Source organism: Glaciimonas sp. PCH181, assembly GCF_003056055.1.
Taxonomy (GTDB): domain Bacteria; phylum Pseudomonadota; class Gammaproteobacteria; order Burkholderiales; family Burkholderiaceae_D; genus Glaciimonas.
Window position 1 is genome coordinate 571,551 of record NZ_PYFP01000001.1, and the last position, 14,093, is coordinate 585,643.

The window sequence follows — 14,093 nt, forward strand, 5'->3', positions numbered from 1 at the left end:
GTCAACGTAGTCAGGGCGCAATGGTGACGGTCATTTGCTGGTTATTTGCCGATTGATAGGCGGCTTCTACCAAAGCCAGAGTATGCAGATTATCACGACCGGAAGTCGCCGGTTCGCGCTTCTCTTGCAGGCACTCCACCCAATGCTGCTGGATATTAAAGACGCTTCCCTGAATATTATGCCAAGGACGTTCTGCCCATGGCAATAATGGCGGCTGACAGTCGATGATGCGGCTACCGCTTTTATTGTGAATCTGCAATTGATAACCAGACAACAGGCGCAAACTGCCTTCAGTGCCATCTATCTCGACCAGCGTTTGTGGAAAAGGATCGTCCGCTAGCATGGTCGCGTAACTGCAATCGACGACGCTGGTAATCCCATTGCGATGGGTCGACAAGATCGTTGCCACATCTTCGCCGACAATATTCGGATTAACGCGACGGGTGGTTGCACTCAACTGCGCGACATTGCCAAACAGACAGCGTGCGATATCCAGAATATGAATACCCAGATCCTGAATAATAAAGCGCGCATCGGTCGCCAGATACGGCTGACCGCTATACACGTCGTAGGCCGAGCGAAACGATACGCGACCCCAGAACGGCTGGCCGATCAGTCCTTGTTCCAGCGCCTCTCGCAATGCCAGAATAGGTGTTTGCCAGCGAAAGTTTTCATGCACCATTAATGGCACGTCAGCCGCTGCGCAGCAGGCGGTCATGGCGTGGGCGTCTGCCAGCGATTGCGCAAAAGGCTTTTGGCAAATCACGGCGACCCCGGCGTTAGCGGCCATCTCAACCAAAGTCCGATGGCTGCCCACCGTGGTGGCGATATCGACGAAATCCAACGCTTCCTGCGCCAGCATCGTGGATGCGTCGCTATACAGTTTGCTGATACCGAATAGTTTGCCGCTGGCTTGTAATCGCTCGGCATTGCCATCGCACAGTGCCACGATCTCAACGCCTGCAATATCACGCCAGGCATGTAAATGATTTTGAGCAAAAAATCCGCAGCCGATAACAGCGCCTTTTAACATTGGATACACGCTAGCGGTCATCATTAGCTGCCGCTCAAGGCTTGTTGACGCAAGGCAAAACGTTGCTGCATGCGCTGCTGGATCTGGTCAATGACGACGGCAGTAATAATGACAACGCCTTTGATGACGGTTTGCCAAAACGCGCTAACGCCCATCATTACCATCCCATCCGACAAAATGCCAATGACAAACGCGCCGATGATCGTGCCGGTAATTTTGCCGCGGCCACCAGACATTGAAGTGCCGCCCAAGACCGCTGCCGCAATCGCATTAAGCTCGAACGATTCGCCCGTCAACGGATGGGAGGCGACTAGTTGCGAAGAAATGATCAGCCCCACCATAGCTGCACAAAATCCAGAAAACATGTACACAAACATCTTGACGCGATTAACTTTGACACCCGATAACGTCGCGGCCCGTTCATTCCCGCCGACTGCGTAAATATGCCGTCCCAACGGTGTTTTTGCGCCCAAATAAGCTGCACCGCAACCGACAATAATCAACAGCCAGATTAATAGGGGAATGCCGAGAAAACTGCCCGTGCCAAGTAAGAGAAAGCCGGTGGTGCCATTGGCTTCGCTGCCGATCAGGTTAGGGAAGGTGGCGCCATCCGAGGATAGCAACGCTGCTCCGCGTGCAATATACAACGTCCCCAACGTGGCAATAAACGGTGCAACATTCAGTCGGGTGATCAAGAACCCGTTCAGCGCGCCGATGGCGATCCCGATCAGCAGCGTGACGACGATGATTTCCGGTACATTTAAATACAGCGTATATGCGCCCAGATCGATGCCGTGCAGGATCAGCGCACCCGCCACCATGCCGGTTAAGCCGACAATCGAACCGACCGACAAATCAATGCCGCCGGAAATAATCACATAAGTCATGCCGATTGCCAGCAACGCATTCAACGCCACATGCTTAGACATGATCAGCATATTGGCAACGTTCAGAAAATTGGGAATCGCCAGCGAAAAGAAAATAATTACCGCAAACAGCGCGATCAATGTGCGTAGTTTAAGCAGCAGCAAGATGGGTGCATCGCGCATATTTTGCGGTTTTGGTGCGCTAGCTTTAAAGCGCGTATTCGTCGTAGTGGAAGTCATTATCTAAGCGTCTCCTGAATAATTATGCTGCGTCGCTAAGGACGCTATCGTTTCTTTTGCTGTGCTGTTGAAGATGGCCAATCGCCGACGCGCTGACCAAGGCATCCTGAGTTGCTTCATCACGGTCGAATTCTGCTGTGATCCGGCCATTCGACATGACGATGATGCGGTCCGACAGCGCCATCACTTCTTCCAGATCAGAGGTGACGAACAAAATGCCTAGCCCTTTGAACGCCAGATCGCGCATGACTTTAAATACATCGGCTTTTGCGCCGACATCGATGCCGCGACTAGGCTCATCCATCAACAAGACTTTGGGATTAGTCATCAGCGCGCGCCCGATCACTACTTTTTGCTGATTGCCGCCGCTGAGCGAACTGACTTCCAGAGAGGGATTGGCGACTTTGATTGCTAGTTCACGGATAAAGCATTGCACCGCGCCGCGCTCTTTTTCAGCATTTATGTGGCAGCCGGCGGCAAAGTCGCTCAAGCTGGACAAAGTCAGATTGCTGCTAATCGACAGGATCGAAACCAAGCCTTCGGCCTTGCGGTCTTCCGGGATTAGCGCCATACCAGACTGAATACGCTGCGCCACCGTTTTGCCTTCCAGCGCATGACCGTCCAGCCGGATTTGCCCTTGCGCATGATCGTGCAGGCCGAATATGCACTCAAAAAGCTCTGAACGCCCCGCGCCCATCAGGCCATAAATCCCGACGATCTCGCCTGCTCGCAACGATAGCGAAACGTGATCGACCAGATAACCCTGCGTCTTACCGCGCAAGCAAACATCCTTAATGCTGAGTATTTCTGCGCCTAGCTGATGATCGCTAGCCCGAGAGAAATCTTTGGTGTCGGCGCCCACCATTTGTTTAACGATCCATTTCACATCGACATTTGTCATTGCCTGACTGCCGGTAATGCGACCATCGCGCAGCACGGTAATATAGTCGCCGATGCGAATTAACTCTTCCAGACGATGGGAAATATAAACAATCGCCACGCCTTGCGATTTCAGTTCAGCGATGACGCGAAACAGAATATCGACCTCGGTTGCGCTTAACGCTGAGGTTGGCTCATCCATAATCAGGATGCGGGCGTTTTTCGATAAAGCCTTGGCTATTTCGACAATTTGCTGCTGACCGATGCGCAGTTCGCCTACCAATGTTGCCGGATTGATCGGATGTTCCAGCCGCTCCATCAGTTGCGCCGCAAGACGTTCTTGCTCAGCCATGGCGATTTTGAAGCCGATGCCGGTGATTTCTCTTGAAATGAAAATATTCTCGGCTATCGACAAGTTGGGAAACAGGTTTAATTCCTGAAATACAATCCCAATCCCGTGCGCCACGGCGTCGTCGATGCTGTTTAAATGGACTTCGGCGTCGCCAATCATGACCCGGCCTGTAGTCGGTTGCTCGACCCCGGCAATGATTTTCATCAGGGTTGACTTACCGGCACCGTTTTCGCCCACCAGCACATTAACTGCCCCTTTTCTTACTGCAAAAGTGGCATTTTTTAACGCAATCGTACCGGGATAGACTTTGGTGACATTTTCAACGCGCAATACTATTTCGTGCTGGGCGTCGTCCTGCTTGGTGGCGTCGCTCATTTACCGCTCTCCACCAAGAACGTTACCGGCATCACTGACGGCATATCAGCCGCGCTATCATAGGTAAAAGTACCGGTTACTTTGATTTTTTTGCCTTTAATATCGGCAGGGATTTTATCTTTGAGGACGGTGGCGTAAGCGTGATCGTTCAGCGCTGAGGCAAATTGGGCGAAATCGATCTGATTCGCAAATTTATCAAACGAGATAAAAGGCAGGGAGTCACGCAAAGAGGCACCGCTAAAAATCGGGCCAATCTGTATTTCAGCATCTCCTTTGCCATTATTACTGGTGGCGATTCGTAAAGTAGGCGCGCTGGCATCGGTATCCGCCTCAACCACGACACCTTCGACTGTGGTGACGAAGTTCCACGGCGTGTCTTCACCTTTTTCGTGATAACCATATTGTTTACCCGCAGCGTCGAGATCCTTTTCCATCGCTTGCGATAACGTCGCAAAATCCACCGCTTTTTTATCGATGTACGGCAGAACTTGCGGCAACCACAATTTCGTCACCATTGCGACGGGATCAAAGGCGCTGTTATTAAAAGAGGATGCACTATTTTTCTTCGCGGCTTCTGTCGTAGCATCGTTTTTGACTAGCTTGCAACCGCCTAAACCGCTGATTAACGCACTCACAACAAGCATGGTCAACGCGCATGCGCTACGATTTTTCATGTCTGAATTCCAAACGGGTTGATGCAGCAATGCGCCTTGGAGATAGTCGCGCGAATGCAGGCAAATAATCTTAATCTGTTGAGGCCTACTCTGAACGTCTTGTCGAGAGTAGGCATATTTCATCATGGGCGCTTCTGCCGCACCCATTACTGACACTAAGGATTATTTCAAAACCGCAAATAACTCCAGTTTCGGTGCATTCCGCGCATTGATCAGAACGCAGTCCATCAACTGTTTTTCCGGGAGGCCGGTTTTGCCTGTTTTGAGGTATTTATCTGCCTGCTCAACCGCCAATTGGGCCTGACGGAATGCCGGTTGCAGCACGGTAGCTTTGATGCCGCCATCCTTGATCGAATCGCGGACATCATTGCTGCCATCAAAGCCGACCAGAATGACATCGGTTCGCTTCGCCGCTTTTAACGCTGCCCACGCGCCCATTGCCATCGTGTCGTTGCCTGAAATGACCCCTTTGATTTCTGGATGCGCTTGCAGAATGCTTTCCATAATCGTGAACGCTTCTGGCTGACTCCAGTTAGCCGATTGTTTGGCGACCATTTTCATGCCGGGTGCCCGATCAATAATGTCGTGATAACCCTTGGAACGCACACCGGCATTGATATCAGCTTCGCGGCCTAACAACTCAACGTAATTGCCTTTGCCTTTCATCAACTTCAGGAATTCTTGTGCACCTAATTGTGCACCCTGATAGTTATTCGACACGATCTGGGTAACAGCAATACCGGTCGCATTGATTTCACGATCAATCAGGAACGAGGGAATGCCAGCTTTTTTGGCTTTTGCCACCGCAGAAATCGACGCATCGGATCCAGCATTATCCAAAATGATCGCCTTGGCTTTGCGGGCGATAGCGGTATCAAATAATTCGTTTTGTTTGTTGGCGTCATCGTTGTGAATCAATATCAACGTGTCGTAGCCCATTTTCTTCGCCTGTGCGGCGGCGGCGTCGGACTCTGCTTTAAAGAAGGGATTGTCGTGGGATGGCGTGATGATGGCGATCAGCTCTGCCGCGCTAGCGGGAACCTGTGCCATGCATAGGGTTGAAACGGAAATGCAGGCGATAGCGAACTTAGTTACAAATGTCATAGTGTCTCCTCGGTGGATGATAAAAAGCAGCTTCGCTCTATGGCAATTAGCTGTTATTGATCAGAGTTCTGATCAGGTGCTACGTGTCGTATTGATAATGGCAGGACTGTAAGGAAATCACTTGAAATTCTTATTCTGGTGTGATGGTATGATGAGTATGTTGTAATGTCAACGATCATGTTAAACAATTTATAAGCCCGAAAAACTTTCTAAAAAGGAGAGAGTAAAGCGGCATAAAGTGGGATGGCGTCCCCATTAGACGTGCAATATATTAGCGCCATAGGATGTGCTCGATTACACCCTTAAAGCCGCCGCCCACTATGGTGATATACGCGCCGATCTTGAGCGTAAAGAAATGCCCATTGGCGTGAATGACTTACCTATTGCGGTACATGTGCGCAGCGAAGGATTGACACTGATAACTAATAATTTACGAGAGTTTGAAAGGGTTTCTGCGCTACGTCTGGAGAATTGGGTATGACGTAATGCCGGGAGTACGCGTAAATTTAGACTTATTTAGATGTTTTTTAGAAAAAGAGGAGCCGCATGGCTCCTTTTTTTTGTTGTGAAAATCATATTAAAATTTCCTATGAGCCTCAACCAAATAGGCGCAACCTAAACACCTTTATTTCCCCCATGAAACAGTCGATTTAGTCATGTGAAAAAAATAATGGTGAACTAAACGATCCCAAGACTTATCCTAATAAAAGTAATAACGCTCGATTTTTTAGCATTTATATAAGAATAATCTTATGAAAATAGAAGCGAACATCGTGTTATTCGCTTCCTAATATGCGGGAAGTTGCCAGATTTCCGGAGAGTCTTCGATCAATATTATTTTCATAAGATGCCGCCTTCCAACACTTCACTGGGGTCGTCCATACATGCAAAATGCACAACCTACAGACGCACATTTCAACGTGCACGCTTTACTTGAATGCGCTCTTTTCCTAGATTTCGATGGCACGCTGGTTGACCTGGCACCCACGCCGGAAGAAGTCGTCATTTCCCCTGAATTAATTGCCTCGCTACACGCTGTTCGTGATCTGCTGGATGGCAGATTAGCCATCGTTTCCGGCCGTCCGATTGCACAAATCGATGCCATGCTTGCCACCATCACGCTGCCTGTAGCGGGGGTTCACGGCATGGAGCGACGTGATATCGACGGTGTCCTCCATTACGCGCCTGTAACCGAATTTTCTGCCATGCAGACCTGCGTGAACGAATTGGCTGCAGCCCATCCCGGTTTGCGGGTCGAACAAAAGCGCGGGGCGCTTGCGCTGCATTATCGTCAGGCGCCCGAGCTTGAGGTTGTCTGCAAATTTGCGATGCAGGCCGCGTTGCGTAACTGTCCCGGCGTGGTGCTAATACACGGAAAAATGGTGATAGAGGCCAAGGCCGACAGTGTGAACAAAGGCACTGCAATTCGCGATTTTCTGGCGGAACCACCATTCAACAGCACACGTCCGGTATTTTTTGGCGACGATACGACAGACGAAATTGGCTTTGCTTATGTTCAGGAGGTCGGCGGGATGGCGATCAAAATTGGCGCAGGTGCCAGCGTTGCAGGTTATCGGATCGCCAGCCCGCAGGCACTGCGCACCGAACTATCTCAATTGGCGCGCTTAGCCCAAGAGCCCCACCTTTTATCCATAGCCAAGGAACGTTGATATGACGAATACTTTTGCCGAGTCTGCTCCACCAATCCCTACTGCTCCGCCGGTCACACATTCGCTCGATTGCGGCGTGATCGGAAATTGTGCATTTAGCGCGCTGGTAGATCGGATGGGAAAGATGGTCTGGTGTTGCTTGCCGCGGTTCGATGGCGATCCCGTATTCAATTCAATATTAGATGCTTCAGACAATGGCAGTTTCTGGGACATTGAAGTCGAGAATTTTGCCCGTAGTGAGCAATTCTACGAACCCAATACTGCCGTCTTGCGTACGCGTTTGTTTGACGGAGATGGCCGTGGCATTGAAATTACCGATTTTGCACCACGTTTTCTTAGTCGTGACCGGATGTTTCGTCCGCTGATGCTAGTGCGCCGTGTTCGACCGCTAGACAGTGCAATCCGCATCCGTGTGCGCCTGAAGCCGCGCTTTGATTGGGGGCGACATGTGCCGACAGTCACGCAAGGCAGCCATCACATCCGGTATGTCGGTCCGTCAGACACACTGCGTCTGAATACCGATACGTCGCTGAGCTATTTATTGACTGAGTCGTTTTTTGTATTGGATAAAACCGCCAATTTCATGCTCGGGCCGGATGAATCGCTGGCGGAGGGTATTGAAGACACGGCCCGCATATTCGAGAAAGAAACCCTGCATTACTGGCGCGCCTGGAGTCGCCGTCTGGCGGTGCCGCTGGAATGGCAAGACGTCGTCATTCGCGCCGCTATTACGCTGAAAATGTCGTTATTCGAGGATACCGGGGCGATCATCGCAGCCATGACAACCAGCATTCCCGAAGCCCCCGGCAGCGGTCGTAATTGGGATTATCGGTATTGCTGGTTGCGTGACGCTTTCTTTGTGGTGCGCGCCCTTAACAGCCTGTCAGAAGTCGGGACGCTGGAAGATTACATGCGCTATCTGAAAAACGTCGTGGCGCGCTCCAAGGGCGGCCATATTCAGCCGTTATATGGCATCGGGCTGGAGGAGTTGCTGCCAGAATCCATCGTGGAGCAATTACCCGGTTATCGGAATAACGCGCCGGTGCGGATTGGGAATCAGGCGCAGGAACATTATCAGCATGACGTCTACGGCAATATCGTTTTGGGTGCAGCACAGGCGTTTCTGGATCATCGGTTGTTCCATCGTGCAGGCATTCCGGAATTCCTCCATCTGGAGGCGGTGGGCGATCAGGCGTTTCGGGTCCATGATCAACCGGACGCCGGAATGTGGGAATTACGCTCACGGGCGCGGGTTCACACTTCCTCGGTACTGATGAGTTGGGCCGCCTGCGACCGACTCTCCAAGATCGCGCAGAAACTAGGATTGGTGGAACGTTCAGAGCATTGGGCAAGCCGGGCGGCGATTATCCGCGAACTGTTGTTGCGGGAAGCCTGGAGCGAAGAACGTCAGGCCTTTGCTGAAAGTCTGGGCGGACGCGATCTGGACGCCAGCGTGCTGTTGATGGCTGAAGTGAATTTCATCGACCCCAAAGATCCACGTTTTGTCTCCACTGTCGATGCGCTGGAACGCACGTTGTGCGATGGTCCGTATATGCGCCGTTACGAAGCGCCGGACGATTTTGGTAAGCCTGAAACCGCATTTAATATCTGCACGTTTTGGCGTATCGATGCGTTAGCCCGTATCGGCAGAAAAGAACAGGCGCGTGAGATTTTTGAAACCATGCTTAAAGCCCGTAATCACCTCGGCTTGTTATCAGAGGACACCCATCCCGTGACCGGCGAAATGTGGGGGAATTTTCCGCAGACTTATTCAATGGTAGGACTGATTAATTGCGCCATGCGGTTATCGGCCCCATGGGATACCGCTATCTAAAAAAGCTTCACGGACGCTACTGGGGAGGTTGTAAGCAGGGTTCAAGAGCTGAAAGGAAACTATGTCACGTCTCGTTATTGTTTCAAATCGTATTGCCGATCCACGTAAGCCAGCCGCGGGAGGTCTCGCTGTCGCACTCGGCGATAGCATGAAAAAAACCGGTGCGCTCTGGTTTGGCTGGAGCGGCAAGATAGTCGAAGAAGCCGACGGCGGCACGCCGGGTGAAGGCAAAGTACATATAGAACAAGCGGGCAACGTCACGCTGGCCACCGTCGATTTATGTCGTAAAGATCACGACGCGTATTACCTTGGCTATGCCAATGGCGTGCTGTGGCCGGTATTCCATTACCGACTCGATTTAGGGAATTACGAACCGGGTTTTGCCGAGGGCTATCGCCGCGTTAACGAACTTTTTGCGCGCAAATTGTTGCCATTGCTGAAGCCCGATGATCAGATTTGGGTACACGATTATCATTTGATCCCGTTAGCTGCTAATTTGCGGGCAATGGGATGTCGTAATCGGATTGGTTTTTTTCTGCATATTCCGATGCCGCCGCCATTGATTACCGCAGCTATTCCGCAGCAGGATTGGTTGCTACGTACGTTATTTGCATACGATCTTCTGGGCTTTCAAAGTGATGCGGATTTGACGAATTTTTCGCATTACGTCCAAAGTGAGGCCCATGCCGAAGCGCTCCCGGATGGGCGTTATCGCGCCTACAATCGTACGGTACAGGCGGGCGCATTTCCGATCGGTATTGATGTTGATGAGTTCACGCGTCTGGGCGAAAGTAAAGAAAGCATGCAAATGTTTCGCAGGCTGCGCGAAGAATATTCGCGCCGTCAATTGCTGATAGGCGTTGATCGGCTGGATTACTCAAAAGGGCTGCCACAGCGTATTCGCGCCTTTCGTGAATTACTGGTGCGTTATCCCGAAAATCAGAACAGCGCAACGCTGATTCAAATCGCTTCGCCCAGCCGCGAAGATGTCGATGCTTACGCCAACATCCGGCATGAGCTGGAAAATCTCTGCGGATCGATTAACGGTGATTTCGGCGGACTTGAATGGATGCCGATTCGCTATATCCATCGCACCGTAGCGCGGAAGCGCTTACCGGGCTTGTACCGGGCTAGCCGGGTTGGGCTGGTCACGCCTTTACGCGATGGCATGAATTTGGTTGCCAAAGAATTTATAGCGGCGCAGGACCCCGAAGACCCGGGCGTATTGGTGCTGTCGCGCTTTGCGGGCGCAGCTGAACAACTTAAAGAAGCGTTGTTGGTCAATCCTTATGATGTCGAACGCACTGCACAGATTATTCAACAGGCGTTGCGCATGCCTTTGGACGAACGGCGTAAGCGTCATGAAGCCTTATTGCGTCGGATTAAAGAGCAAGATGTCCATTGGTGGTGCAAAACATTTCTCGAAACATTAGAAAATCTTGAACAGTCGCAACCGGCAGGGGATGCCGATTATTAGATTGCAGTTATATTTAAAAATGACGTGCTGTATTTGCTATAGAAATTCATCGTAGAATCGTTCTCAGCCGGTGTCGCGAAACATGGCAATGCTGTTTCCAATCTGCATCCTGAAAATGGTTTCCAGTGCACAATTTATCGCAATAAGAATTTCCACAAGGAGGTTCACAATGCATATCGGCATGGTTGGATTGGGGCGCATGGGCGCAAATATGGTGCGGCGGCTCTCTGGCGGCGGCCATGAATGCGTCGTCTACGACGTTCGGGACGAGGCGGTGACGGCGCTTTTGCAACCCGGCGTTGTCGGCGCATCTTCGTTAAACGATTTGGTGACCAAGTTGCGTAAGCACGATGGCGGCACCTGCGTAATCTGGCTGATGGTCCCCGCTGCGTTAGTGGATGACGATCTGGCGTTATTGGCACCTTTACTTGCCGCCGGGGACATCATCATTGACGGCGGCAACTCCTATTATCGCGACGATATCCGACGCGCAACAGAACTTAAACCGCACCAGATTCATTATGTCGATGTCGGCACCAGTGGCGGTGTAGCAGGGTTGGCGCGGGGCTATTGCCTGATGATCGGTGGCGAAAAAGACATCGTCGCTTATCTCGATCCCATCTTTGCCACGCTGGCATCCGGCGTCGATGCAGCCACGCTTACGCCGGGACGTCAACACACCACCAGTACCGCCGAGCAAGGCTATCTTCATTGCGGCCCTCAAGGAGCCGGTCACTTCGTCAAAATGGTTCACAACGGTATCGAATACGGCATCATGGGCGCGTATGCCGAAGGGCTGAATATTCTGCGCAACGCTAACGTCGGTCTCCAAAAAAACACGATAGACGCCGAAACAACGCCGCTACGCAATCCAGAATTTTATCAATATGAAATGGACCTGCCCGAGATCGCAGAGGTATGGCGACGCGGCAGCGTGATCGGATCATGGTTGCTCGATCTGACCGCCGGTGCGCTGAACGCAGACCCGACGTTGCAAAACTATGCCGGGCGGGTGTCGGATTCTGGCGAAGGCCGATGGACGATTACGGCCGCCATCGACGAAGCCGTGCCAGCGCCTATTTTAAGTGCCGCGCTGTATGAACGCTTCAGTTCACGCGGTGAATCCGATTTTGCCGATAAAGTATTGTCCGCCATGCGACACGGATTTGGCGGTCATGTTGAAAAGGCGATTGAACCGACAACACCGAAGGAATGACGATGGCTGACTCTTCCCCTCAGCATTCCGACGCGTTTGTTTTTTTCGGCGCGACCGGTGATCTTGCTTACAAGCAGATATTCCCGGCGCTGCAAGCCATGATCGTGCATGGTCGCCTTGATCTGCCGATTATCGGCGTGGCTAAATCTGACTGGACAATCGATCAATTTCGCGAACGCGCGCGCGACAGCCTGGAAAAACATGGCAGCTTTGACGCTGCTGCATTCGAAAAACTCTCCGCACAACTGCACTATATTAGTGGCGATTACCAGGATGCTGCGACCTACGCGCAATTACGTCAAGCCTTGGGTAATGCAGTGCGGCCGCTATATTACCTGGCCATTCCACCCAGCATGTTTGCGCCTGTGACAGAAGGGCTGGCGACTTCTGGCGGTGCGCAGAATGCACGCGTCATCGTCGAAAAGCCCTTTGGGCGCGATCTTGCGTCTGCACAAGCACTGAATCGCACGCTACACGCCGCTTTTGCCGAGGAGGCGATTTTTCGGATCGACCATTATTTGGGTAAAGAGGCCGTTGAAAACCTGCTGTACTTTCGCTTTTCCAATACCTTTCTTGAGCCGATCTGGCATCGTGCCTATATTGCCAGTGTGCAGATCACGATGGCAGAGCAATTCGGCGTGCAAGGGCGAGGCGCTTTTTACGAAGAAGTCGGCGCGATTCGCGACGTAATCCAAAATCACCTGCTGCAAGTGATGGTGTTGCTGACGATGGAAGTACCGATGAATGTCGATGCCAAGGCAGGCACGGCTGCGGTTCAAGATGCGATCCTCTACGAAAAATTACGGGTCTTGCGAGCGATGCGTCCGTTGGTCCCTGACGAGGTCGTGCGCGGGCAGTTTAAAGGCTATCGCGATGAGGCCGGTGTTGCTGCCGATTCGCAAGTCGAAACCTTCTCGGCTCTGAGATTGCATATCGACAATCCACGCTGGTCCGGCGTACCTTTTTATATTCGCGCTGGAAAACAGTTGCTGGTGACGTGCACGGAGGTATTGGTCGAACTCAAACCGCCCGTGCATCCCGTGTTTGATGCTGGCACCGGGCATCCTAACTATTTTCGTTTTCGCCTCAGTCCCGATGTATTGATCGCTCTCGGTGCGCGTACCAAATTGCCTGGGGAAGCGATGGTCGGCACCGCAGCAAGCCTGATCTCCCATCGCCCTCCCGGCGACGAGATGACGCCGTATGAGCGGTTGCTGGGCGATGCGCTACAAGGAGATGCAGGCTTGTTCACCAGCGGCGAAGCAGTCGAGGCCGCCTGGCGCGTGGTTGAGCCGATATTGGATACGACGACCGGGACGACTTTCTCTGATCTGGTGCCAGTGGTGATGTATGACCCGGATACGTGGGGGCCACCTTCAGCGGATCAACTCATGGAAGATGGCGATCAATGGGATAACCCCGCTGCTTCGGAGGACGTACGCCAATGACAAACGCGACCAACTTGGCAGCACCGGCTGAGATTGTTTTTTTGTTTGATTGCGACAATACCTTGCTGGACAACGATCGCGTGCAATTCGATTTGCAAACACATCTGGCGCAAGAGTTCGGTGAGGCTAATCGGGATCGTTACTGGCAGATTTTTGAGGCGTTGCGGGTGGAGCTTGGTTATGCGGATTATTTGGGGGCGTTGCAGCGATATCGACTTGGGGCAATGAATGATCCGCGGTTGCTGCAAATGTCGGCGTTTTTGGTGGATTATCCCTTTGCTGATCGGTTGTATCCGGGGGCGCTGGATGTGCTTGCCCGGTTCGGTGCGTGGGGGCCGACGGTGATTTTATCGGACGGAGATGTGGTGTTTCAGCCGCGCAAAATTCAGCGCTCTGGATTGTGGGATGCGGTTGAGGGGCGGGTGTTAATTTATATCCATAAGGAGAAGATGCTGGATGATCTTCAGTTGCGGTATCCGGCGCGGCATTATGTGATGGTGGATGATAAGTTGCGGATTTTGGCGGCGATGAAGAGTGTCATGGGGGAGAAGTTGAGTACGGTTTTTCCCCGGCAGGGGCATTATGCTTTGGATGCGGGGGAGGTTGCGGCTTATCCGGAGGCGGATTTTACGGTTGAGTGTATTGGGGAGTTGGATCGGGTTGTGGGTTTTCGAGATGGGGTCATTGTTTGGTAGCTAAAACGGTTTGTTCTTCGTGGAAGCAGGCCGGGGACGGCGCGGCAGCCGGTCACTTTGTTCTCGCTTCGGCTAGGCACCCCGGCAGAAAACGGAGCCAAAAAGAAGGCGACCGTAGATATCACTGCCCAGGTTCCCGCATGTCTCAGAGGTTTGCCGGGTCGAAAAACCAACTCGCTTCGCTCAAACATGTTTTCCGACAAACCCTTGAAACATTTGGCAGCGCTATA

The 14,093-nt window shown here is 52.0% G+C and carries 12 protein-coding genes; 7 read left to right on the plus strand and 5 right to left on the minus strand.

What is annotated here, in order from left to right:
• Positions 1–10: 10 nt before the first annotated feature.
• From C7W93_RS02460 to C7W93_RS02480, 5 genes are all read right to left on the minus strand, one after another.
• Positions 11–1,057 (minus strand): Gfo/Idh/MocA family protein, encoded by a 1,047-nt coding sequence (locus C7W93_RS02460; protein WP_201747150.1) that lies wholly within the window; start codon positions 1,055–1,057, stop codon positions 11–13.
• Positions 1,057–2,139, minus strand: coding sequence for an ABC transporter permease (locus C7W93_RS02465; protein ID WP_108438588.1), 1,083 nt, complete (start codon positions 2,137–2,139; stop codon positions 1,057–1,059). Before C7W93_RS02465 ends, C7W93_RS02460 begins: the two co-directional genes overlap by 1 nt.
• A 22-nt stretch (positions 2,140–2,161) precedes the next feature.
• Entirely contained in the window at positions 2,162–3,745 is a 1,584-nt protein-coding gene (locus C7W93_RS02470) for a sugar ABC transporter ATP-binding protein (protein ID WP_108438589.1), read from the minus strand.
• Complete coding sequence (locus tag C7W93_RS02475; RefSeq protein WP_161539859.1) at positions 3,742–4,419, minus strand: DUF2291 family protein; 678 nt, start codon at positions 4,417–4,419, stop codon at positions 3,742–3,744. Before C7W93_RS02475 ends, C7W93_RS02470 begins: the two co-directional genes overlap by 4 nt.
• 162 nt (positions 4,420–4,581) lie before the next feature.
• Complete coding sequence (locus tag C7W93_RS02480; protein ID WP_108438591.1) at positions 4,582–5,523, minus strand: D-ribose ABC transporter substrate-binding protein; 942 nt, start codon at positions 5,521–5,523, stop codon at positions 4,582–4,584.
• Positions 5,524–5,809: 286 nt separating this feature from the next.
• Between C7W93_RS02480 and C7W93_RS25410 the strand changes: the two genes are divergently transcribed.
• The 7 genes from C7W93_RS25410 (at position 5,810) to C7W93_RS02515 (ending at position 13,863) form a co-directional block, all read left to right on the plus strand.
• Positions 5,810–6,004, plus strand: a complete 195-nt coding sequence (locus C7W93_RS25410; RefSeq protein WP_370446385.1) for a hypothetical protein — start codon at positions 5,810–5,812, stop codon at positions 6,002–6,004.
• A 403-nt stretch (positions 6,005–6,407) separates the two neighbouring features.
• On the plus strand, positions 6,408–7,193 hold the full coding sequence (otsB, locus tag C7W93_RS02490; RefSeq protein ID WP_108438592.1) for a trehalose-phosphatase: 786 nt from the start codon (positions 6,408–6,410) through the stop codon (positions 7,191–7,193).
• A 1-nt stretch (position 7,194) separates the two neighbouring features.
• On the plus strand, positions 7,195–9,027 hold the full coding sequence (locus C7W93_RS02495) for a glycoside hydrolase family 15 protein (protein ID WP_108438593.1): 1,833 nt from the start codon (positions 7,195–7,197) through the stop codon (positions 9,025–9,027).
• Between the two features lie 61 nt (positions 9,028–9,088).
• On the plus strand, positions 9,089–10,504 hold the full coding sequence (gene otsA / locus C7W93_RS02500; RefSeq protein ID WP_108438594.1) for an alpha,alpha-trehalose-phosphate synthase (UDP-forming): 1,416 nt from the start codon (positions 9,089–9,091) through the stop codon (positions 10,502–10,504).
• Positions 10,505–10,673: 169 nt separating this feature from the next.
• Positions 10,674–11,720, plus strand: a complete 1,047-nt coding sequence (gnd, locus tag C7W93_RS02505; RefSeq protein WP_108438595.1) for a phosphogluconate dehydrogenase (NAD(+)-dependent, decarboxylating) — start codon at positions 10,674–10,676, stop codon at positions 11,718–11,720.
• A 2-nt stretch (positions 11,721–11,722) separates the two neighbouring features.
• Positions 11,723–13,168, plus strand: coding sequence for a glucose-6-phosphate dehydrogenase (gene zwf / locus C7W93_RS02510; RefSeq protein WP_225869731.1), 1,446 nt, complete (start codon positions 11,723–11,725; stop codon positions 13,166–13,168).
• Positions 13,165–13,863 (plus strand): HAD family hydrolase, encoded by a 699-nt coding sequence (locus C7W93_RS02515; protein WP_108438597.1) that lies wholly within the window; start codon positions 13,165–13,167, stop codon positions 13,861–13,863. Before zwf ends, C7W93_RS02515 begins: the two co-directional genes overlap by 4 nt.
• Positions 13,864–14,093 lie beyond the last annotated feature (230 nt).

Coding starts and splice junctions, on each gene's coding strand:
- C7W93_RS02460 (WP_201747150.1), bottom strand. CDS start 1,057: ATGATGACCGCTAGCGTGTATCCAATGTTAAAAGGCGCTGTTATCGGC.
- C7W93_RS02465 (WP_108438588.1), bottom strand. CDS start 2,139: ATGACTTCCACTACGACGAATACGCGCTTTAAAGCTAGCGCACCAAAA.
- C7W93_RS02470 (WP_108438589.1), bottom strand. CDS start 3,745: ATGAGCGACGCCACCAAGCAGGACGACGCCCAGCACGAAATAGTATTG.
- C7W93_RS02475 (WP_161539859.1), bottom strand. CDS start 4,419: ATGAAAAATCGTAGCGCATGCGCGTTGACCATGCTTGTTGTGAGTGCG.
- C7W93_RS02480 (WP_108438591.1), bottom strand. CDS start 5,523: ATGACATTTGTAACTAAGTTCGCTATCGCCTGCATTTCCGTTTCAACC.
- otsB (WP_108438592.1), top strand. CDS start 6,408: ATGCAAAATGCACAACCTACAGACGCACATTTCAACGTGCACGCTTTA.
- C7W93_RS02495 (WP_108438593.1), top strand. CDS start 7,195: ATGACGAATACTTTTGCCGAGTCTGCTCCACCAATCCCTACTGCTCCG.
- otsA (WP_108438594.1), top strand. CDS start 9,089: ATGTCACGTCTCGTTATTGTTTCAAATCGTATTGCCGATCCACGTAAG.
- gnd (WP_108438595.1), top strand. CDS start 10,674: ATGCATATCGGCATGGTTGGATTGGGGCGCATGGGCGCAAATATGGTG.
- zwf (WP_225869731.1), top strand. CDS start 11,723: ATGGCTGACTCTTCCCCTCAGCATTCCGACGCGTTTGTTTTTTTCGGC.
- C7W93_RS02515 (WP_108438597.1), top strand. CDS start 13,165: ATGACAAACGCGACCAACTTGGCAGCACCGGCTGAGATTGTTTTTTTG.